This window comes from Acidaminobacter sp. JC074, assembly GCF_022496765.1.
GTDB lineage: Bacteria > Bacillota > Clostridia > Peptostreptococcales > Acidaminobacteraceae > JABXKX01.
The window spans coordinates 20,848-41,310 of record NZ_VANV01000035.1 but is presented as its reverse complement, the minus strand read 5'-3'; the positions used below and the strand labels follow the sequence as shown (position 1 = coordinate 41,310).

Sequence of the window (20,463 nt, the reverse complement as noted above, 5' to 3'; positions counted from 1 at the left end):
CACAATGGTGAGAAAATGAATGTGACACTTTGGAAGAACTCGAAAGTGTACATTATTCAAAAGCTTTTATCAAATGGGTATTTTAGGAAAATGAAACTGTATGATATGAGTGCTCAAGAGGTTGGATTGTTGTCAAGTGGTAACATCAATTGGAGAGAACTTTCAGGAGCCTAATACGGAAAACGTACGTTGGGTTCTGTGAGAGCGATGAGGTCGAGATTAATTACCTTGACCTCTAGCTACTCGATTATTAAAGCGTCACTTTGATACCTCCAGTAATCAGCTTGGTTTTAATGGAGGTTAACTCTTGGAATGATTTTCATTTGATATTAACATAAATCATGGCATTCCATTGTACTCAATTGATTTTTTGATTCTTTATAAATATAATTTAAACATAGATGTTTTGGGAGGTTTATTATGGCTTATAAAATAATGGAGTTATGTGTCTCGTTTGGCGCTTGTGAAGGTGAATGTCCTCTTGATTGTATTTCATATAATCATGGTATTTTTACTATTAGCTTGAAATTTGTACAGATTTGGCACTTGTGCAGAGCGTGTACTGATGATTCAATTGTTCATGAGTGATTGACTCCTAGGTATCTGATTTTCTTATATTTGTTTATTAAGCAGTTGAAACAATCCATGCAAATATGACTTGTGATGGACTTTTCATGGCAACTAATTAAAATGTGTAATGACTTTCATTACTAACTAGAAAAAAAAGTATATAAATAGTATACTGAAGTTTATATTGGCTTATGCAGGGTATAAGTGTATAAGTAGAAGATTATTTATTACTGTGAGGGGGATAGAATGAGTATTGCATTAGGTTTGTTAACAGGCTATGCTGCAATCAAAGCTTTTAGGAAGGAAGACAGGGGTTCAAAAAGTTTAACTTTTGGTGGCGAAATTGAAGTTGTTCATGCTATTAAGGGTAGAATTCGATTGCGTAGTTCTTACTTAAAAAATGAAGAGATTGTACAAGGTTTGTTATCACAATTAACCAAGATTTCGGGTATCGACCTTGTGAAACCAAGTTTAATCACAGGGAGTCTTTTGATTGATTATGATGGTGATCAAATTGACCAAGACTTATTAGTCGGTGCCTTGTACAGACTGATTGGAATTGAAAGTAATTTAGAGCAAATGAAAAAGTCAAAGGTATTAAAAGAAATACAAAATGTGAATGATAGTGTCAATTATGCAATGTTAGATAAAACAAAAGGTATGATTGACCTGAGAACGCTCTTACCATTGTCTTTTATAGGCATGGCAGGGTATAAGATTATGACATCTGGGACGATTACATCTCCTAGTGCTGTGACTTTATTATGGTGGGCTTATAACAGCATGCAATTAGGGGGAAAACATGAAGTTAACTGATATTATATTCAATTTACATATGCATTTTAAAGTTGTACATAGTTTGCCTGGTAGGGTACGTTTACACGTACCTGTAGCTAAAAAAGTACCAAAAGAATGGCGTTTTGGAAGTGAATATTTTGACTATGCTAAAATGATACCAGGTGTTGTAAATTTTGATTTTAACTACGTCACATGTAATGCTTTGATTGAATACGATGCCAAATTAACCAATGAAAAAAAAGTGATCACAGACATGAAATCTATTGCATATTTAGCAAATGAACATAAAAATGCATTTAAGGATTTTGAATCTGATGATAAAGATAAAATTGTGACTTATTTCTCAGGACTTGTTAAAAGTCATTTTTCGGGAGAGGAGGTGACGAATGCCAAATAGAAATTCGCCATTGATGAAGATAAATGTTATTCATACTCTTGAAGGGCGAATCAGAGTACATGTTAGGGGTTTAAAGTATCTAGGTGGAGTGAAAGCACGTATTATTGAAGAGCTGATTGAAATTGAAGGCCTGCTATATGTTGAGTTTTCAACTATTTCAGGTAACTTACTTGTTAAGTACGACCCTTTTCAACTTTTAGAACTTGATGTTATATCAGCTATAGGAATTGTTTTGGGTCAGTATTCTTTAATGAGTCTTCAGCTTGAAAGAGAAGAAAAGAATACCAATATTGTATCTGAAAGAAGATTGCAAGAGGAGAGCGTGTCTACATTTACAAAACGCTTGTTGATTACATCGAGTGCTTTAATTGCTTTTACTCTTAAAGGCTATCATAGAAGAATGAATGGTGGCTTTAGGGGGATTATGAGTTTACCATCGTTGCTTTCATTAGGTCTTTCCACTTCAATATTCAAAAGTGGTATTGATTCATTGAAGTATAACAAAAAGCCTAATGCAGACACATTGACCATGAGTGCTATTTTAGTAGCTGTTTTAACCGGTAGGTCTATGTCGGCACTTATGACCATCTTACTATCAGATGTCGCTGAATGGATGACTGCCTATACTATGGAAAGAACGCGTGAGGCAATTAGCGACATGCTTAATGTAGATAATCAAAATGTCTATAGGGTCCTAGAAGATGGCTCATTAGAATTTGTACCTATTGAAGACATCAAAGTGGATGATGTTGTTTCTATCCAAACAGGTGAAAAACTCCAAATAGATGGTACGGTTATCATGGGACAGGCCTATATAGATCAATCTGCAATTACAGGTGAGTATTTCCCTGTATCTAGGTCTGAAAAGGAAATGGTGTTTGCAGGTACTGTATTAAAATCTGGGCAGATTCACGTTAAGGTAGAAAATATCGGTGATGACACAACTGTTTCCAGAATCGTTCATCTTGTTGAAGATGCATCTTCTAAAAAGGCACAGATACAAACATATGCTGATCGCTTCTCAGCTCAGTTGATCCCACTTAACTTCGCTCTAGCAGGTATTGTTTTTCTAGCGACTAGAAGTATCACACGAGCATTAAGTATGTTGATCATAGATTATTCTTGTGGTGTTAGATTATCAACTGCAACAGCCTTATCGGCTTGTATCCATAATGCTGCTAGAAATGGTGTTCTCATTAAGGGTGGTAATTATATTGAGGCTATTGCCAATAGTGATTCGGTTGTCTTAGATAAAACAGGTACAATGACTGAAGGGAAACCAAGAATTATCTCAATGATTCCATTTGGTGACTCTGATGAAAAGAAACTCTTAGAATATGCGGCAGCAGCCGAGGAAGATTCTGCACATCCATTGGCTCACGCGATTTTGACTGAACTTCGAGTAAGAAACTATCACATTCCTAAACACGGATTAACGGATGTTGTATTAGGGAGAGGTGTACAAACATCGATAGATGAACGTGTGGTTCGAGTGGGTAATAAGAAGTTTATGTTAGAAAATAAGATAAACTTAGAAGTGTCGAAGGACTTGGCTGAAACGTTAGATAAAAGAGGCGAAAGTATTATTTTTGTGGCAGAAGATGAACAATTGATTGGTATCTTTGGTGTTCACGATGCCTTGAAGGAAAATATGAAAAAAGCCCTTAACAGATTGAGGTATCTAGGAGTAGATGATATCAGATTGTTAACTGGGGATGTAGCATTCCAAGCTGAAAAAGTAGCTGTTAGAATGAATATGGATGATTATGAATATGAACTGTTACCTGAAGACAAGGCTCATACTGTCTTACAAATGCAAGGTAATGGTGCGACTGTTATGATGATTGGTGATGGTGTTAATGATGCGCCTGCACTTGCATATTCTGATGTTGGTATAGCAATAGGAAATACAAGAACAGATATTGCTATAGAATCAGCAGATGTTACCATTACCAATGATGATCCGCTACTAATACCATCTACAGTAGTTTTGGTAAGAAAAACCATGAGGGTTATTAGAGAAAATTTTATTTCTGTAATAGGTATCAACACCGTTGGGATCGTATTATCAGCTTTAGGTTTCTTGCCAGTGTTTTGGTCGTCAGTACTTCATAATTCTTCAACAATTATCGTAGTTTTAAATTCTGGAAGACTGCTTCTTCATAGTTTTGATAGGAGGATACAGCAATGAAATTAAGTATTGTAGTCCTTCATAGGATTCCTGGAAGAATTCGTTTACAATTGAATAGACCGCCCAAGGATATTAGAGAACTCTTGTCTCAAGTTATGAAACATGAAGGCATTAAAAGGCTAACATACAATCCTGTATCGAGATCTTTACTTGCTGAGTATACACCAAGTGTAGTAAAAGCAACAGAGATACTACTTCGTGTAGGCATTGCGTTTTCAATACAGCAAAATGCCAATGTAAAACTTGAGATAAAAAAGGGTAACATCAATGTTGACCCAATGGATTATTATTCGGGGCTATCGATACTTGCAGGTATTGGTACTAGGATATTCCAGTTACCTATGACGGTACAAAACATATTGAACTACAATGCTGGTTTATCAACTACAGCTTCTGTATTAAGACATGCTTATAGGGAAGTACAACATGAAGGGATATATGATCCTGAAGTTGTATCGGTTGTATTTCTTATTAATTCTTTGATTAATGGAAATATTCTTTTAGCAAGTTCTATCACATGGATTGCAACTTTTGGTCGTCATCTACTTGCTCCAAAAGAAGATTCATGTACATTGAAAGCTGTTGATGTAAAAGGTGATGAAAGTAAATCTTATATTGATGTAGAGATTCATCCAAGATCAATGCAAGGTGATAATGTCAATCATTTAAGATTATTGGTTCATGGCATATCAAGAACTGTTGGTATTAAACCGGTAGAAAATCAAACATTAATGGATAGTATTAAAAAAGTTTCTAGATCTCATCATGATGTTCTAGAAGGTGTTGGGAATAAAAATCATCCTGTGTATATGAGGATAGAGTATTAAGGAGGTAAGAATGTTATTAGGAAGAACAGCAATGGGTGTACCAGGTGTAGGGCATATTAACAGAGATCATGTGACTGGTTTTGTAGTAGGTGTTGGTGTAGCAGCGGCAGGCTATTATGTTTACATGAAAAATAAGGACAGTATTGATGATTTCTTAGCTAACCATGGCATTTATGTGCCAAAGAATGAAAGTGAAAACTTCAAGGAGTTAACACTTGAGGAGTTGGTTCTTAAGAAGGAAACTATTGAGGATCTAATTGCTGAAAAAGAGATGGTCATGGAACCAATCGTTGTTGAAGAATAGTGTTTACTCCCATGGTCAAAACTATGGGAGTGTTTTCTTTATTGGGAGGTGAAACCTTGAAAGTAATCAGTCATATTCCTGGGCGTATGAGAATTAGAAGTGATGTATTGAAGAAGCGGTCGCAATCGATTACTGATCTATTGGCTCTTAATCATATCATCAAGGATTGTATTCTTGACGAAAGAGTCGGTTCTTTGCTTATTTTTTATGATAGTTCAATCTCTAAAAAGCAATTTCAGAAATTTATATCTGTTCTTTGGAGACGAGCATACTGTAAAGCAAAAAAGGCGAATCAATTGCAGGTAAGAGGTCTATTAAATACGGGAATGATAGTAACTTTGACAGCATCTATGATAGCTATTTACACAAGGCGTAAGTATTACCATGCTTTGTATGGATATGTATTTTTAGCATTGGCTTTAGGCCATGTTGTTGTCAATAAAAAACAGTTAAATGCATCGATTAAGTCATTAAAGTAGGAGTTTCTGATGAAGCTTCTTTTTTTCAGTTTCCATTAGATTATTTGGATTTTTGAATAAATTTTGCTAAATAAAATCATTTAAATGATTGACAATCGTATCTGAGTTATGTATACTTAAAAAAGTTATGAGAATGATTATCAATTTCATTTGACGAATATAATTGGAGGCGGTAATATGGCAAGAATGAGAGGACCAAGATTTAAGCAATCAAGAAGGCTTGGTTTAAATGTATGTGGCCACCCAAAAGCGATGAATAGAGCTGGGAATGGTCAGGAAAGAGATCGTAAAAAATTAAGTGCTTATGGTATGCAATTACTAGAAAAGCAAAGACTTCGTGGTTACTACGAAGTCATGGAAAAACAGTTTAGAAAGTATGTTATCAAAGCAATAAAAAGTGATGAGCTTTCAGGGGAAGCTTTAGTAAAAATGCTTGAAACACGATTAGACAATATGGTTTACAGGATGCATTTTGCGAGCTCTATTAGACAAGCTAGACAAATGGTTGTTCATGGACATATCAAAGTCAATGGTCAAAAGGTAGATAGACCATCTTTTGCTATTAAAGTTGGTGATGTCCTAAGCCTTAGGGAAAAATCACAAAAGGTGGACATGTTTAAGGAAAACTTAGAAAATGCAGCACCTACAGTACCATATGTATCTCTTGATGCAGATAAATACCAAGGTACTTTAACTGAAGAGCCTAAAAGAGATCAGGTGCCAATTGAAATCAATGACCACTTAGTAATCGAGTATTACTCAAAAGTAATGTAGGTTCTTATGAATAAGCAGGTAAAACTGAATCTTTTTTCATATTGGCATTCAAAAATTGTGAATAATTCGATAGATGACCTTTTGTTCACTTTATCTGATCAGAAGGTGACAAAGCAATCAAAATTCATTTACATGATGTTTCAGGATGAAGAAAAAGATTATTTTAAATCAGGTTGGCGTTTAATAGATGATGAGAATGAGTTAAAAGGCTTCCTAGAGCATATACTTCTGCCGACGATGTTTTATAATTGGTATGATAGATCGTCAGAAGGTTTTTATATACCAATGTCAACTATGGATGTAGTTTATAGAGAAGTTAAATCCTTGAATGAAATATCTCATGAAGCAGAAGAGCTCATTCAACTTCACGATTTGATTAAAAATGATGAGATTAGTGATTTATCTCTAGCTATGAGAACTCTAGAAATTCTTAGTGCAAAGTCTTATGATACCAGGGAGAAAAAGATAATAATTAAATCTTTTGATACCTTATCAGAAATGGCTCATGTCATAGATGATATGTTTGAGTTTGATGAAGTGTTTGAAGACGAGCTGATGATGACAAGGGAAAATTTTTATAAGATATGTAATCATATAGAAGATAACTCTTTCTTTGAAAAACGTCTGATGGCTTACTTGAATCAGCAATTAGCTATTTGCTTTTAATAAGAAGATTGTATTACAATGTAATACAATCTTCTTTAGGTTCATTTGAAGTTCAAAAGGTAAAAGTGACTTCATATATGTTCCGATTGTTAAATGTTTTACAAAAATTTCTCTATTGTGTTGACTAATTCCTAGTAAATTGCTAAGATTTAAATGAGAATCATTATCAACGGAGGTGTGAAATGAAAAAAGTGATGGTTGTTTATAAATCTAACTCAGGCAATACCAAAATGATGGCACAAGCAGTTGCTAGTGGTGCTATGGCCATTGATACAGAAGTTGTTCTGAAAACATTTGATCAAGCAAGTGTTGAGGATATTGAAAATGCAGATTCGGTTGCATTTGGTTGTCCTGCTTGTGGTAATGAAGAAATTGATATTGAAGTTGTTTTGCCTTTTCTAGAACTTGTTAAAGACAAGATGGCCCTAAAAAAGACAGCCTTATTTGGCTCATACGGCTGGGGTGAGGGGACCTATATGGAGGTTTGGTATAAGGACATGATGTCAATGAATGCTTTTCTTGTGGATAAAGGACTGACAATTCTCAATACCCCAGATTCAGGAGGTTTCCAAGCATGCGAACGTTTGGGTGTAAAATTACGATAATAGTCCTCCTATTGGAGGATTTTTCTATGTAAGTAGAAATGGTTGACTTTGACATTTTTTTAATTGACATAAGAAAGATATTTGAATATAATGGATGATAATGAGAATCGTTATCAAGGAGGGGATGTGAAAACTATAATCATATATTCAAGTATAACAGGTAATACAAAAAAACTTGCTCATGCTATTTACAATCATAAGTCAACTTTTGACATTATGGCTGTTGAAGATGTAAATGACTTGAAGGCTTACGATCGCATCTATTTAGGTTATTGGGTTAACAGGGGAACAGCAGATGAAGCAACACTTAAACTACTAAAGGATATAACCAATAAAGAGATAGCCGCTTTCGGTACTTCTGGTCAGTATTCAGATTCACCTGTGTCTCTTAAATATTCTAATAGTGTAAATGATTTGATACTTAGTGACAATGTTTATTTAGGTGGTTATATATGTCTTGGTAAAATTGAGGAATCTAGAACAGAAAGAAGGTTGAAGATAGCAAAAGGAGAGAAACACTATTTAACAGAAGAAGGGTATAAAAGACATTTAGAGTCAAGAAAACATCCGGATGAAGAGGATATCGACCGACTTTTAAGATGGGTAGACAGCATAGAGGAAAAATATGAAATCAGCGACTAAACGAATTAGCTTTTATGAACGATTGGAACAAAGGGCTAATGACCATGAACATTGGCAAAAAATAGTGTTAATTGTAGCCTTGTTTCTCTTATTAGTGGTGGTGACTGTATGTAATCTTGTTTTTGGAGCCGCTGATATATCAGTGAAAGATGGTATACGTTTACTATTACATGACGATGGTTCTATGCAAAGACAAATTATCTTCAATGTTAGATTACCAAGAATACTCATTGCAAGTTTAGTAGGGATATCTTTGTCTTTATCAGGTGTCATTTTACAGGGAGTCATGAGGAACTCCTTGGCTTCTCCAAGTATCATTGGTGTGACAAGTGGAGCTAGTTTTATGGGATATGTCTTTTTAGTCATGCTTCCTCAATATAGTGAGTTCTTAACAATCGGCACATTTATAGGTGCTTTTTCAACTACACTGATTATTTATGCTATATCATTTAAAAATGGTGCAAGTCCTATGAGATTAGTTTTATCAGGGATAGCAATATCCTCCTTGTTAGGTGCTGGTAGCGATCTAATTAGAACCTTCTTTCCTGATAGACTAGAAGGTGTAACAGGCTTCTTGATTGGTGGTTTAAATGGTCGAACTTGGGTTGATTTAGACTTGATTTGGCCTTATGCCTTAGTTGGAATAATCGTTGCGGTATTTATGCCTAGGCGTATGAACATAATGATGTTAGGTGAACAAGTCGCTTTATCCTTAGGTGTAAATACAGAAAAAACAAGGCTCTTTTTTATTGTTATAGCATCACTCTTAGCTGCAGCTTCTGTTAGCGTAGTTGGTATTATAGGTTTTGTTGGTATGATTGTACCTCATATGGCGAGGTTGATTATCGGATCAGATAATAACTATCTTTTTCCAACAACAATAATACTAGGCGCTATTGTTATATTAGCTTGTGATTTGATTGGTAGAACATTCTTTAATCCAATTGAAATACCTGTAGGGATAATTATGTCTGCATTGGGTGCACCATTCTTCTTATACTTATTAAGATCAAAGAAAGGGATTGAGACTTCATGATACAAGTCAATAAAATAAAGCTGGGCTATGACAACCACATCGTTATCGATGATTTATCGCTTGAGATAGAAAGTCATAAGATTACTACTATTATTGGCGCTAATGGTTGTGGTAAGAGTACACTATTAAAATCACTTGCGAGATACCTAAGACCATATGAAGGCAGTATATTACTTGATGGTCAAAATGTTGATCACATTAAACATCAACAGTTGGCAAAACGTATGGCAGTACTGCCACAGATAAGGCATATTCCAGGTGATGTTAAAGTAAAAACCTTGGTATCTTATGGCAGATATCCTTATATGAGATTTGGTAAAAGGTTACAATCTGAGGATTTTGAAATCATAGACTGGGCGCTTGAAAAAACAGGATTGAGTCATATGAAAAATCGACGTGTGTCTACCCTGTCAGGTGGGGAACAACAACGTGCTTGGATTGCTATGGCAGTTGCTCAGAAAACGGAAATTCTAATTCTTGATGAACCTACGACTTACTTGGATATTGCATATCAACTAGAAGTCTTAGAGCTCGTTCAAGATTTGAATAGAGAATTAAAATTAACAATTATCATGGTATTACACGATATCAATCATGCTGCAAGGTATTCTCATAGAATCATAGCAATGAAAGATGGCGGTATTCATACATATAATACTAGTGATAATGTTGTAAAATCTGATGTGCTAGAAGATGTGTTTAACATTGAAGCACGAATGTTTGATGATGACGTAAATGACTGTGTTTATGTTATTCCACAAAAGATTAAAAGGAGATTGTAATGAAAAAGTTAAGTTTATTTGTAGTTGTTATGTTAATAATGACTTCACTGATTGCATGTCAAACAAAAAAAGTTGCAGATGCAGGAGGAGAAGTTGCTGAGACTATAAATTCAAATCAAGAAGTTGAAGCTGATGTAGTTGAAGAGAAAACTGAAGTGGTTGAAGAAAAAACTGACGAAGTGGTTGAAGAAGCTTTTGAGTATGACTTTGAAGTATTAGCCAGAGAAGTCATTTCAAGCGAAGACACGGTCACATTTAAAGATGCATCTGGTGCTGAAGTAACTGTTAAAAAGAATCCAGAGAGAGTCATTGGCTTGTACAACTCATACAATGATTTATGGTATGAATGTGGCGGTGATTTAATTGGAAGAATTGATTCTGAAACTGGTTTGCCTGAGGCTTTTTTAGATGCAGAGATAGTCGGTTCAATAAGAGAACCTAATATAGAGAAGATATTAGAGTTAAAGCCCGACTTGGTTATTTTAAGAAATTCTAAGCAAGGCGGTATCATAAACATTTTGATAGAAAACAATATTGATTACATATCTATGGAGTACAACTCTTTTGAAGATTACTTAAAGATGATGAAGATTTTCACTGAAGTAAATGGTAGCCCTGAACTTTATGAGACATATGGTACAAACGTCATGATGGATATCATAGACATTATTAAGCGAGTACCTGATGAAAAGAAGACTGCTATGTTGATTTTCGGTACTTCAAAAAGCTACAAGGGTTATTTATCATCTACAACGAATGGACAAATTTTAAAGCAGTTAGGTGTAGAAAATATTGCTGAATCTTTAAGTGGGATAGAAGAAGGGGTAACTTCAGTTGAGTTTAGTTTAGAAAGATTATTAGAAGCAGATCCTGATTTCATTTTTGTACAATCTATGAGTGATATTGAAAAAGTTCAGGCGAATCTTCAAGAAAATTTAGAATCTGATCCTGCTTGGAATGCTTTATCAGCAGTAAAGAACGGAAAGTATATTTTTCTAGACCGTTCATTGTTCCATTATAAGCCTAACACTGATTATGCTGAGGCTTATAAACAATTGGCAAAAATAATCTATCCGGAGATTTTTGAATAATGTACAAGGAACGATTCAAATCTCATCATGATGCCAATAGAGCATTAAAAACTGCATTTCAAACAAATGAAAATGCATATGACTACTTGACGAGAAAACTGAATAAAGATGATTTAAAGGATAGGGTACTGTATTTACATGTACCCTATTGCAAAAAAATCTGTTCATTTTGTCCTTTTAGTAAATATTCAAAAGTTGAAAAAGCATCCTACGATCAATATCTAATGGATAGAGTTGATGAAATAAAGGATTACAAGTTTATAAGATCAAAAGCATTTAAGAGCGTTTACTTTGGCGGTGGTACGCCTACAGCGCTTGAACCAAGGCAGATAGATAATGTACTCAATCATCTTCAAAAAAAAATGCCTTTAGATGATCGAGTAGAAATCAGTTTGGAATCCTCGATATCTGAGTTAGATGATGAGATGTTAAGTGTTTTAAAGGCTCATGGTGTGAATCGGTTAAGTATCGGTGTGCAGACATTTAATGATCTAGGTAGAAGATTACTTAACAGAAGGGGCAGTGGCGATTTTGTCAAAAAACGTCTTGAAGTCATTCAAAAGATTATTCCCAATACCAATATTGATATAATTTACAACTATCCAGGACAATCCATACAAAACCTCAAAGAGGATATTAAGGTTGTCAAGGATTTAGACATTGGCGGTTTAAGTTTTTACTCCTTAATGATTCATAAGAATACCCCTTTAGAAAAGACCATAACACGTGCTGAGCTAGAGATTATGCACAACATTCAGAGGGAAAAAGTCTTTTTTGATCATTTGGTAAATGACTTAAGTGATGAAGGTTATGAGATGTTTGAATTAACAAAACTTATAAAAGATAAGAGAGATGAATATAAGTACATTGATATCAAACATCAAGGTGGTCATTGTGTTCCGATTGGTGTAAAAGCAGGAGGTCGGATTGGACGATACAGTTTTTTTAATCCAGAAACCATGATGCCACTATCAAAAAACATGAACATATCAGCTAGAGGAAGAATGGTTTCTGATAAATATTTGGAGATAGAGAAAGTCCTTAATCAACTACAACATGGAAGAATTGTGCTTGATGAACATCCAATCATTCAAGAGGTGATGTTGAAGGAGAGCTTAACTGATTTGTTGGAAAGATTAATCCATCATGATTATATTCAACTGACCAATAAAGAAATAAGATTTAAGAACGATGGTTTCTTTTATGGCAACAATATTATTAGCGATTTTTCTAAGATTATGATAGACTCTTTTTCAGAGGAAAATTAGATGATTAAGTATTTAGTGAAGTATATGAAACATATTAAGCTTTTGATGTTGCTTGTCGTGATAACTGCATTTATTCGTTCGATTGTTTCGGTGAGGGTGCCTATAGTCATTCAAGGGATCCTAAATGAATGGATCAATCAAGTGCCAACAGAAAAGACCCTAGTTTCAACATTGATATTGCTTTTTTCCCTTGTATCTATTCGTGTTCTTGCAAACTTAATCAATATTAGTAGTGGCAGAAAATTAGAAGCTAGACTTTCAAAAGTGTTGATGAAGGAATCTGTCAGTCATATTAATCGTTTATCAATGACTGTTCATGATAAAGAATCTTTGGGAGGCTTTTTATCTAGGGCCATATCAGATGTTGAGACTTTTACATCAATTGTCTACGAAGCGCCAAATGCAATCTTGTCTTCAATACTTATGATCATTGGATCGACTGCTGCTATGTATAGTATAAAGCCTTCATTGACCTTGATTATTTTGATTATTGTACCGCTTTATGTACTTTTAAATGTGTATGTTGGCCCCTTGGTAAGAAAATCTCAGTACAAGATAAGAAAAGATTACTCAGATATTCTTAAACAGGTTGAAAGTGCTTTTTCAAGTATCAAGTTGATTAAGCTTTTCAATCAATATGATTATATGGAAAAACGAGTAGATAAATCCTTAGGTGCTTATGAAGAAAAATTCTCAAGACAGGGTATCATAATAGGATCCTATAAGTCGGGGTTCTTGTTTTTAAGAGAAAGTATTCGCATTTTGGTAGTGGTATTTGGTGGTTATTTATTGGTTCGAGGACAATTGCAAGTAGGTGATATCGTTGCTTTTCAACTGCTTACAATGAGCTTTTTAAGACCGGTTGATGGGCTCTTAAGTATTGTGCCTAGTATCTTAAAAGCCTATGGATCATTTGATAGATACAAGGAGATGGTTGACTTAGAAGAAGAAAAGAATCATCAAATTGGTATTAATGCACCACTTGAAGGACATATTCAATTTAAAAATCTTAGTTTTTCTTATGAGAATGTCGCCTATAAAAAAGTCTTAGACGATATTAGTTTAGAAATTTTACCAGGTGAACATATTGGTTTTGTTGGTGAAACAGGCTGTGGGAAGTCTACCTTATTGGCACTTCTTATGCGCTTGTATGAAGTTGAAAATCAAATGATTTATTTTGACCAAAGAGACATCAACGATTATTCTTTTGATACGATAAGGGATTCTATTGGTCTTGTTCAGCAAGATGTCACCATATTTGATGGTACTATTAAAGAAAATTTGTTAATGGCAAAACCAAATGCAAGTGAACAAGAGATAATACAGGCCTTGTTTCATGCAAAAGCTTTAGGCTTTGTCGAGGAATTCGAAGATCAACTTGATGCTCTAGTAGGCAGCCGTGGTGTATTATTGTCAGGTGGCCAATGTCAAAGGTTAGCACTTGCTAGATTGTTTTTAAAGGATCCGAAAATAATTCTTCTTGATGAAGCTACAAGTGCTCTTGATAATCAGACTGAAAAAAGTGTCCAGTCAGCTTTAAGTAAACTACTTGAAAACAGAACAACCATTACAGTTGCTCACAGGTTGTCGACAGTAGAAGACTGTGATCGTATCTATATGTTTGAAAATGGTAGAATTATTGAAAGTGGTAGTCATGAAGAGTTACTAAGTGAAGAAAAAAGTTATTATAATCTATACATGTCAATCAGTAGTATCAGTTAAATGAGAACCACTTAAGTTTATAGGGACGTTTAAGTGAGTTATAGATAATGTAAAAAACACCTAATCCTTTGAGTTAGGTGTTTTAAATACAATGGCTCTTAAACGTTCATGCTATTTAAAAACCATAGATTCTTATCCAACTCTGGAATGTATTCCTCAAACATGCTGACAACTTCGAAGTCGTCTGTTTCATTAGCTAGTGCTCTGATTTCAATGGCTTCTTTTTTCAAAAGACTTAAATCCTTTATAAGTATCTCAATAACTTCTTTTACTGTAAATGTGTCTTTATTTGATTCTTTAATACTTGCATGAGCCAGATAATCCTTCATAGAAGCTAGGGGATTTTCCCCTTTAATCTTAATCAGCTCTACTAGGTCATCGTATTGTAAGAAGAAGACATTGTATAGTTCTTCTGTGAAGTTGTGGATAGCCATAAATTGAAGTCCTTTGACATTCCAATGCAAATTGTGTAGTTTGATATTAAAGACTGCTAGGTTTGATAAGTATTGATTCATTTTGTTTATTTTCATTTTTCCCTCCATTAGTTTGTGTTTTGTTTTAATTGTCTTTATTGTACAATGAGCTTAAGAAAAGAAATAGAGACAAATTTGTTTGTAAAAAGGATGCAATATGAACCATCAGATGAACGAAGGTTTTCAACTCATTCATGATTTGTTTAGATTAAGATGGATACCTGAAATAGTTCAAACAATCGGCTTAAAAGAACTAAAATACACAGAGATTAGTCAAGAAATTGGTGAAATATCTAATACAGAATTGAATAGAAAAATTGCACTTTTACTTGATAGACACGTCGTTAAGAAAACACAGGATGGTTATGCCTTGTCGGCATTTGGAAAAGATTTAGACCATATATTCAACCACTTCGTTGAAATGAGTGAAAAGTATTTAGTTTAAAATGGCACCTTAGGTGCCATTAACTCATTTTTGACTGTCTGTATTTTCGAGGAGATTCATGGGTTATTTCTTTGAAAACATTTGAGAAATAATTTTGATTGTCAAAGCCTACATCTAAGGAAATATCAAGTATAGATTTGTTGGTATTAGAAAGGAGATACTTGCCTTGATCAATCCTATATTTCTTAACGTAATTCATAATAGAAAGTCCTACTTCAGACTTAAAAGTTGCTGATAAATGAGCCTTAGAAACATATATAGAGTTACAAATATCATCAATTTTAATTTTTTGTGAATAATTTTCATGAATATAAGTCAGTGCTTTCTTAACAATCACTGATTTCTGAGATAGTTTTACATCGGTGATTAAGGAAGAAAAATTCTTAATGATGCATTCACCACATGAAAACATATCCTCATAAGTTCGATTGTTCATAATTCTATGTGTAAATTTTGCTTTAAAATGTTCTAAATATGGAGAATGGTTATGCTCCGAGTTGATTCTGTAGTAAAGAAGCGTCATTAAAGACAATAGATTTGCCTTGAGTTGATTATGATTGTCTAGAATGGCTTCTTCCATCATGTCACCAAACATTAAGGATTGCTTGTATTGTCTAATAGCTTGTTCTGTATTGTTAGACATGACAGAATCCACTATATTCTCTATAACTTTAAAAGGGGTATCCAAGTTACCTCTTTTTTTCATTTCTTCCTTGGTGATAAAAGCCCTATTAGGTTCTGATGAATGTGGACCTATATAGATCGCCTTGTCTAATATATGTTGCATAGTCTGGGATAGATAAAAAATCTTCGTTGTATCTTTTACATTTAGAAAAGATTTTAGTGTTTTATTTGCAGATGAACTCATAGCTTTCAGATGGTCATCTTTTGAATGACACAGTGGTCCAGCTATCATAAATCCTAAGATGTTTTTTTTCTTGTATATTGGTACAACTATAAAAGTGAAGTAGTCGTTACAAGTATATGTATAAGAACTTTTTCTTTTTTGATCGCATTTCGAGTTGTCATTTAAGCTTGTCATAATATCAGAGATGAATTCAAAAGATAAGCTTTTCCATAATTTATCATCAATTGAAAAGCTGATCAAGGAGCCTTTTATATCATATACGGCTGTTGGTAAATCTGTTGAATAGTGGTATGTGCTGATGGTGTGGTTGACATGGGGCGTAATCCACTGATTGTCATTTGTAAAAAGAACACTCATGTAAGACCTCCTAAGTGATAGTGATTCTCATTAATGATATTAAATATCTTGATAAATGTACAGATATTTTTAAGCATTATTTTTGATTCTCTAGATGATTTTATAGAAATAAAGATTTTTTTATAAGTTTTATTATGAGAATTTAGTATACTACTGGTATTGATAATCATTATCAAAAGGAGGAGGGTATGAAAACTTTAATTGTTTATTCATCAAGAACCGGTAATACAAAAAAATTGGCTCAGAGAATATATGAAGATGTTGAAAAACATAGTGCAGTCACCCTAAGTGCTGTTGAAGATTTGAATGAGGAGATTAAGGATTATGACTATGTTGCAATAGGTTACTGGAATGATAAAGGAACTGCAGATAAACTGGCTCAAACGCTAACTGAAAAAATAGTGGATAAAAAAGTGATTTTATTTGGGACACAGGGGGCAGATCCAAAATCAGATCATGGTAAGAAGTGTATTGAAAATGTGAATAAGATATTTAGGTCAAACCAAGTTGTAGGTCATTTTCTATGTCAGGGAAAGATTGATCCAGAACTGACCAAACAATTTCAGTCATTACCTAAAGACCATCCTCATGCAATGGATGAGGCACGTTTAAAAAGACATTTAGAAGCTGCGAAACACCCGGATGCAGATGATCTGAACAACTTATCCAAGATGATTCAGGACATATATAAAGAGGTTTAAATGAAGAAAATTGCTATATATGGAAAAGGTGGAATTGGTAAATCAACAACGACTTCTAATCTTGCAGCAGCTCTATCGATCAAAGGTTATAAGGTTGTTCAAATTGGATGTGACCCAAAAGCTGATTCTACAAAAAATTTAAACAAAGGTCAGGTCATTCCTACCATATTAGATCGTCTTAAAGAAGATGAAGATTTAGAATTAGAGGATTTAGTAACAAATGGTTTTAACGATATAAAATGCTTTGAGTCTGGCGGTCCAACCCCTGGTGTAGGTTGTGCAGGCAGAGGAATTATTACTGCTTTTGAGAAACTTGATGAACTTGAAATGTTTGATGAGTATCAGCCTGATATTGTAATATACGATGTTTTAGGTGACGTTGTCTGTGGTGGTTTTGCTATGCCTATTAGAAATGGCTATGCAGAGGAAGTTTATGTAGTAACATCAGGCGAGATGATGAGCTTGTATGCTGCTAGTAACATTACCACAGCAGTCAATCAATTTAAATCTAGAGGCTATGCTAAACTTGGAGGCATGATTTTAAATGCCAAAGGCATAGAGAATGAAGTTGAACTGGTTCAAAAGGTATCTGAGGAAATAGACCATCCAGTGATTCACTATATACCGAGGAAGCAAATTGTACAGGATGCTGAACATCAAGGTAAAACGGTTGTGGAAGCATTTCCTCAATCAGATATGGCGAAAGTCTATTTTGAGCTTGCAGAAAAGATTATGGCGTAGGAGGCTATTATGAGAAAGTTAGGAATTTTAATTTTGGTTTTATCACTGGTTATGGTTGCATGCCAAAGTGGTGGTGGTAATACAGGAAGTGTCAGTGAAAAGGCTGAAGAAAAAGAGAATGTTATTGAAGAAACGACTGAAGAAGTAAATGAAATGACAGAAGAAGTAAATGAAATGACAGAAGAAGTACCTGTAGTCGTTGCAGGTACAGTAAGTATAACCAATGCACTTTATGCTGTAGGTGTTGAGATAGCTGCAGTTCCTGAAACCAGTCATGAAATACCAGAAGACTTGCTTGACTTACCTAGAATCGGTATGTCAATGACACCTGATATTGAGATTGTTAAATCATTAGAAGCGGATTATTTTTTTACTAACGGTATGTTAAAGGAATCTTTAGATGCATCGTTTACAGAACAAGGCATACCTGTAGAATACATCAACATGTCAACTTATGATGATGTGATTGAGACACTTACATATTTTGGTGAGATTTTTGATAAGACAGAGAATGCTGAATCTGTTATTGCAGAAATCAGGTCTTATGAAAATCAGGCAAAAGAAATATATGAAGGTAAAGAGGCTAAAACGGTTGCAGTTATTTTCGGCACGCCAGGTAGTTTTATGTTAACGACAAGCAGTGCATTCACAGGAGAATTAATTGGTAAGGTTGGCGCAATTAATGTGACAGATGATATGCCTGGTTCTATGGCGCCTTATATTCCGTTTTCACTTGAAACTTTAGCTGAAAAAGATCCAGATGTTATTTTAAGATTGACTCATGCTTCACCAGAGGAGTCGAGAAAAATGTTTGATGAAGAGTTTGCCAATAATTCTTTTTATAGCAGCTTAAAGGCTGTTAAAGAAGGACAAGTGTATGATTTAGATAACAATTATTTCGGTGTTGCAGCAACTGTCAAATGCGGTGAGTCTTTATTAGAAATGGCTAAGTTGATCTATGGAAACTAGTAGCTTTAAGAAGGTAAACTTAATAATTGCCAGTATCATTCTGTTATTGGCAATTTTCTTATTGTCAGTCGCAGTGGGGAGTGTTAAGTTCCCATTTAAAGAGCTCATAAATACTTTGATAGAAAGACCGGATAATGTTAAAACATCGATTTTATATGATTTAAGAATGCCAAGGGCTATAATCGCCATGTTAGTGGGAGCCAATTTAGCTGTTTCAGGTGCCTTGCTGCAGTCTGTAATGAGAAATCCTCTTGCAGATCCTGGCTTGACTGGGATATCAACGGGGGCAAGTTTTGTAGCCATCTTGTTAATGCTGGTGTTTCCACAGTACTATAGCATATTACCAATAGGCGCCTTTTTGGGAGGCGCACTTGCTTGCATGATGGTCTTTTTATTGGCTTGGAAAAATGGGATTAAACCCGTAAGAATTATTTTAGCAGGTGTGGCTGTTAATGCCATATTAGGGGGCGGTACATCTTTGTTATCAATTTTGCACTCTGATAAAATTCAAGGTGTATTGATGTGGGTAAATGGTTCTCTAGTTGGTAAGTCATGGCATCACGTCGGTATCTTGTTACCACATGCCATAATCGGATTAGGCTTATCATTGACGACTATACATAGTGCCAATCTTCTTCAACTTGGAGATGATGCTGCCACAAACTTAGGCATCAATGTTAATAGAACTAGAATTTTATTATCAGCAGTAGCTGTTTATCTTGCTGGTATTTCTGTATCTGTCGTTGGAATCATTGGCTTTGTTGGTTTAGTTGTGCCACATATAGCAAGGCTTTTAATTGGTTCAAATTATAAGTTTTTATTACCATTCTCAATGGTTTTAGGAGCCACTACACTTGTATTTGCTGATATGGTGGCAAGAACAATCGCAGCTCCTATCGAGTTGCCAGTTGGCATTATAATGGCTGTAGTAGGTGGTCCATTCTTCTTGTATTTATTAAGGAAAGGTGAGAAGTAATGTTATTAGCTGAAAATATGTATGTTGGATATGATGGTGTAGATGTGGTAAAGAATTTCAACTACCATTTTGAAAAAGGAAAGATTTCAACTATTATTGGTCCAAATGGTTCAGGCAAATCGACAGTTTTAAAAGCTGTTTCAAGACTTCTTAAAACATCTAGTGGTGATATCCGGTTGAATGAAAAAGATATAAAAAGCTACAAGACAAAATCACTGTCTCAAATGATGGCAGTTTTATCACAGGTAAATTATGCGCCATCAGACTTTTCTGTCAGAGACCTTGTGAGCTTCGGAAGAGCACCTTATAGGAGGTGGTATGAGGTCAACTCAAGAGAAGATGACAAAGTGGTGGATTGGGCCATAGAGGTTACTAGACTAGGAGACCTTCAGCATAAAAGAGTAGTTCAGCTCTCTGGTGGAGAAAGACAAAGGGCTTGGATAGCCATGGCTTTATCCCAACAACCGAAAGTGTTACTTTTAGATGAGCCAACGACATACTTAGACGTATGTCATCAATTTGAAGTTATGGAGCTTGTTAAGGACTTGAATAAAACATTGGGTCTGACAGTGGTTATGGTCTTGCATGATTTGAATCAAGCTAGTATATATTCTGATAATATATGTTTACTTAGAAAAGGTGAGATCGTTTGTCATGGATGTCCAAGAAGTGTCATGACACCTGAAATAATTAAAGATGTTTTTAATGTAAGAGTTGATGTATCTACAGATGACCTAACTGGTAAAACAACTGTTATTCCAAGAGGATTGTAGGAGGGAAG

General features: G+C 34.6%; 24 protein-coding genes. 22 read left to right on the top strand and 2 right to left on the bottom strand.

From position 1 onward, the window contains the following. The first annotated feature begins 420 nt into the window (after nt 1-420). The 16 genes from EZV73_RS26240 to EZV73_RS26165 all read left to right on the top strand — a co-directional run bounded on the left by EZV73_RS26240 (nt 421) and on the right by EZV73_RS26165 (nt 14,152). Nucleotides 421-588, top strand: a complete 168-nt coding sequence (locus EZV73_RS26240) for a ferredoxin (protein WP_240843477.1) — start codon at nt 421-423, stop codon at nt 586-588. Nucleotides 589-816: 228 nt separating this feature from the next. Next, the gene (locus EZV73_RS26235) at nt 817-1,386 is read left to right on the top strand and encodes an HMA2 domain-containing protein (protein ID WP_240843475.1); all 570 of its coding nucleotides are present in this window, start codon (nt 817-819) and stop codon (nt 1,384-1,386) included. Then, the gene (locus EZV73_RS26230; protein ID WP_240843474.1) at nt 1,373-1,765 is read left to right on the top strand and encodes a hypothetical protein; all 393 of its coding nucleotides are present in this window, start codon (nt 1,373-1,375) and stop codon (nt 1,763-1,765) included. Before EZV73_RS26235 ends, EZV73_RS26230 begins: the two co-directional genes overlap by 14 nt. Beyond that, nucleotides 1,755-3,956: a cation-translocating P-type ATPase gene (locus tag EZV73_RS26225; protein WP_240843472.1), complete on the top strand. Its 2,202-nt coding sequence runs from the start codon at nt 1,755-1,757 to the stop codon at nt 3,954-3,956. Before EZV73_RS26230 ends, EZV73_RS26225 begins: the two co-directional genes overlap by 11 nt. Further along, nucleotides 3,953-4,783, top strand: a complete 831-nt coding sequence (locus EZV73_RS26220; RefSeq protein WP_240843470.1) for a hypothetical protein — start codon at nt 3,953-3,955, stop codon at nt 4,781-4,783. The genes EZV73_RS26225 and EZV73_RS26220 overlap by 4 nt, the downstream gene beginning before the upstream one ends. Before the next feature lie 10 nt (nt 4,784-4,793). Continuing rightward, the gene (locus EZV73_RS26215) at nt 4,794-5,087 is read left to right on the top strand and encodes a hypothetical protein (RefSeq protein ID WP_240843469.1); all 294 of its coding nucleotides are present in this window, start codon (nt 4,794-4,796) and stop codon (nt 5,085-5,087) included. Between the two features lie 56 nt (nt 5,088-5,143). Next, nucleotides 5,144-5,566, top strand: a complete 423-nt coding sequence (locus EZV73_RS26210) for a hypothetical protein (protein WP_240843468.1) — start codon at nt 5,144-5,146, stop codon at nt 5,564-5,566. 177 nt (nt 5,567-5,743) lie between these two features. After that, complete coding sequence (gene rpsD / locus EZV73_RS26205) at nt 5,744-6,340, top strand: 30S ribosomal protein S4 (RefSeq protein ID WP_240843467.1); 597 nt, start codon at nt 5,744-5,746, stop codon at nt 6,338-6,340. Between the two features lie 6 nt (nt 6,341-6,346). Next, nucleotides 6,347-7,006 carry a hypothetical protein gene (locus tag EZV73_RS26200; RefSeq protein WP_240843465.1) on the top strand — a complete coding sequence of 220 codons (660 nt, stop codon included), beginning with the start codon at nt 6,347-6,349 and terminating at the stop codon, nt 7,004-7,006. 182 nt (nt 7,007-7,188) lie between these two features. After that, nucleotides 7,189-7,611, top strand: a complete 423-nt coding sequence (locus EZV73_RS26195; RefSeq protein ID WP_240843464.1) for a flavodoxin domain-containing protein — start codon at nt 7,189-7,191, stop codon at nt 7,609-7,611. 126 nt (nt 7,612-7,737) lie between these two features. Continuing rightward, nucleotides 7,738-8,253 (top strand): flavodoxin family protein, encoded by a 516-nt coding sequence (locus EZV73_RS26190; protein ID WP_240843463.1) that lies wholly within the window; start codon nt 7,738-7,740, stop codon nt 8,251-8,253. Further along, nucleotides 8,237-9,289 carry an iron ABC transporter permease gene (locus EZV73_RS26185; protein WP_240843462.1) on the top strand — a complete coding sequence of 351 codons (1,053 nt, stop codon included), beginning with the start codon at nt 8,237-8,239 and terminating at the stop codon, nt 9,287-9,289. The genes EZV73_RS26190 and EZV73_RS26185 overlap by 17 nt, the downstream gene beginning before the upstream one ends. Then, nucleotides 9,286-10,071: an ABC transporter ATP-binding protein gene (locus EZV73_RS26180; RefSeq protein ID WP_240843461.1), complete on the top strand. Its 786-nt coding sequence runs from the start codon at nt 9,286-9,288 to the stop codon at nt 10,069-10,071. Before EZV73_RS26185 ends, EZV73_RS26180 begins: the two co-directional genes overlap by 4 nt. Further along, a complete protein-coding gene (locus EZV73_RS26175) occupies nt 10,071-11,162 on the top strand; it encodes an ABC transporter substrate-binding protein (protein WP_240843459.1) in 1,092 nt (363 codons plus the stop codon). Before EZV73_RS26180 ends, EZV73_RS26175 begins: the two co-directional genes overlap by 1 nt. Further along, nucleotides 11,162-12,430: a coproporphyrinogen-III oxidase family protein gene (locus tag EZV73_RS26170; protein ID WP_240843457.1), complete on the top strand. Its 1,269-nt coding sequence runs from the start codon at nt 11,162-11,164 to the stop codon at nt 12,428-12,430. Before EZV73_RS26175 ends, EZV73_RS26170 begins: the two co-directional genes overlap by 1 nt. Next, entirely contained in the window at nt 12,431-14,152 is a 1,722-nt protein-coding gene (locus EZV73_RS26165; protein WP_240843456.1) for an ABC transporter ATP-binding protein, read from the top strand. It abuts the gene before it with no gap. Between the two features lie 98 nt (nt 14,153-14,250). On the opposite strand, the gene EZV73_RS26160 is transcribed toward EZV73_RS26165, so the two are convergent. Further along, nucleotides 14,251-14,682 carry a DNA starvation/stationary phase protection protein gene (locus tag EZV73_RS26160; RefSeq protein WP_240843455.1) on the bottom strand — a complete coding sequence of 144 codons (432 nt, stop codon included), beginning with the start codon at nt 14,680-14,682 and terminating at the stop codon, nt 14,251-14,253. Between the two features lie 100 nt (nt 14,683-14,782). Here EZV73_RS26160 and EZV73_RS26155 point away from each other — a divergent pair, with 100 nt between their 5' ends. Beyond that, complete coding sequence (locus EZV73_RS26155; RefSeq protein WP_240843454.1) at nt 14,783-15,070, top strand: winged helix-turn-helix transcriptional regulator; 288 nt, start codon at nt 14,783-14,785, stop codon at nt 15,068-15,070. 19 nt (nt 15,071-15,089) lie between these two features. Here EZV73_RS26155 and EZV73_RS26150 read toward each other — a convergent pair whose 3' ends face one another. Next, on the bottom strand, nt 15,090-16,295 hold the full coding sequence (locus EZV73_RS26150; RefSeq protein WP_240843452.1) for a helix-turn-helix transcriptional regulator: 1,206 nt from the start codon (nt 16,293-16,295) through the stop codon (nt 15,090-15,092). Between the two features lie 188 nt (nt 16,296-16,483). Between EZV73_RS26150 and EZV73_RS26145 the strand changes: the two genes are divergently transcribed. From EZV73_RS26145 to EZV73_RS26125, 5 genes are read left to right on the top strand one after another with little or no spacing between them, the layout of a single operon-like run. Then, nucleotides 16,484-16,996 (top strand): flavodoxin family protein, encoded by a 513-nt coding sequence (locus EZV73_RS26145; RefSeq protein ID WP_240843451.1) that lies wholly within the window; start codon nt 16,484-16,486, stop codon nt 16,994-16,996. Next, the gene (locus EZV73_RS26140; protein ID WP_240843450.1) at nt 16,997-17,737 is read left to right on the top strand and encodes an AAA family ATPase; all 741 of its coding nucleotides are present in this window, start codon (nt 16,997-16,999) and stop codon (nt 17,735-17,737) included. It begins immediately after the preceding gene. A 9-nt stretch (nt 17,738-17,746) separates the two neighbouring features. Next, nucleotides 17,747-18,706, top strand: a complete 960-nt coding sequence (locus tag EZV73_RS26135; protein ID WP_240843449.1) for a helical backbone metal receptor — start codon at nt 17,747-17,749, stop codon at nt 18,704-18,706. Next, nucleotides 18,696-19,682, top strand: coding sequence for an iron ABC transporter permease (locus EZV73_RS26130; protein WP_240843447.1), 987 nt, complete (start codon nt 18,696-18,698; stop codon nt 19,680-19,682). The genes EZV73_RS26135 and EZV73_RS26130 overlap by 11 nt, the downstream gene beginning before the upstream one ends. Then, a complete protein-coding gene (locus EZV73_RS26125; RefSeq protein ID WP_240843445.1) occupies nt 19,682-20,455 on the top strand; it encodes an ABC transporter ATP-binding protein in 774 nt (257 codons plus the stop codon). The genes EZV73_RS26130 and EZV73_RS26125 overlap by 1 nt, the downstream gene beginning before the upstream one ends. The last annotated feature ends 8 nt before the right edge of the window (nt 20,456-20,463 follow it).

Coding starts and splice junctions, on each gene's coding strand:
- EZV73_RS26240 (WP_240843477.1), top strand. CDS start 421: ATGGCTTATAAAATAATGGAGTTATGTGTCTCGTTTGGCGCTTGTGAA.
- EZV73_RS26235 (WP_240843475.1), top strand. CDS start 817: ATGAGTATTGCATTAGGTTTGTTAACAGGCTATGCTGCAATCAAAGCT.
- EZV73_RS26230 (WP_240843474.1), top strand. CDS start 1,373: ATGAAGTTAACTGATATTATATTCAATTTACATATGCATTTTAAAGTT.
- EZV73_RS26225 (WP_240843472.1), top strand. CDS start 1,755: ATGCCAAATAGAAATTCGCCATTGATGAAGATAAATGTTATTCATACT.
- EZV73_RS26220 (WP_240843470.1), top strand. CDS start 3,953: ATGAAATTAAGTATTGTAGTCCTTCATAGGATTCCTGGAAGAATTCGT.
- EZV73_RS26215 (WP_240843469.1), top strand. CDS start 4,794: ATGTTATTAGGAAGAACAGCAATGGGTGTACCAGGTGTAGGGCATATT.
- rpsD (WP_240843467.1), top strand. CDS start 5,744: ATGGCAAGAATGAGAGGACCAAGATTTAAGCAATCAAGAAGGCTTGGT.
- EZV73_RS26200 (WP_240843465.1), top strand. CDS start 6,347: ATGAATAAGCAGGTAAAACTGAATCTTTTTTCATATTGGCATTCAAAA.
- EZV73_RS26195 (WP_240843464.1), top strand. CDS start 7,189: ATGAAAAAAGTGATGGTTGTTTATAAATCTAACTCAGGCAATACCAAA.
- EZV73_RS26185 (WP_240843462.1), top strand. CDS start 8,237: ATGAAATCAGCGACTAAACGAATTAGCTTTTATGAACGATTGGAACAA.
- EZV73_RS26180 (WP_240843461.1), top strand. CDS start 9,286: ATGATACAAGTCAATAAAATAAAGCTGGGCTATGACAACCACATCGTT.
- EZV73_RS26175 (WP_240843459.1), top strand. CDS start 10,071: ATGAAAAAGTTAAGTTTATTTGTAGTTGTTATGTTAATAATGACTTCA.
- EZV73_RS26170 (WP_240843457.1), top strand. CDS start 11,162: ATGTACAAGGAACGATTCAAATCTCATCATGATGCCAATAGAGCATTA.
- EZV73_RS26165 (WP_240843456.1), top strand. CDS start 12,431: ATGATTAAGTATTTAGTGAAGTATATGAAACATATTAAGCTTTTGATG.
- EZV73_RS26160 (WP_240843455.1), bottom strand. CDS start 14,682: ATGAAAATAAACAAAATGAATCAATACTTATCAAACCTAGCAGTCTTT.
- EZV73_RS26155 (WP_240843454.1), top strand. CDS start 14,783: ATGAACCATCAGATGAACGAAGGTTTTCAACTCATTCATGATTTGTTT.
- EZV73_RS26150 (WP_240843452.1), bottom strand. CDS start 16,295: ATGAGTGTTCTTTTTACAAATGACAATCAGTGGATTACGCCCCATGTC.
- EZV73_RS26145 (WP_240843451.1), top strand. CDS start 16,484: ATGAAAACTTTAATTGTTTATTCATCAAGAACCGGTAATACAAAAAAA.
- EZV73_RS26140 (WP_240843450.1), top strand. CDS start 16,997: ATGAAGAAAATTGCTATATATGGAAAAGGTGGAATTGGTAAATCAACA.
- EZV73_RS26135 (WP_240843449.1), top strand. CDS start 17,747: ATGAGAAAGTTAGGAATTTTAATTTTGGTTTTATCACTGGTTATGGTT.
- EZV73_RS26130 (WP_240843447.1), top strand. CDS start 18,696: ATGGAAACTAGTAGCTTTAAGAAGGTAAACTTAATAATTGCCAGTATC.
- EZV73_RS26125 (WP_240843445.1), top strand. CDS start 19,682: ATGTTATTAGCTGAAAATATGTATGTTGGATATGATGGTGTAGATGTG.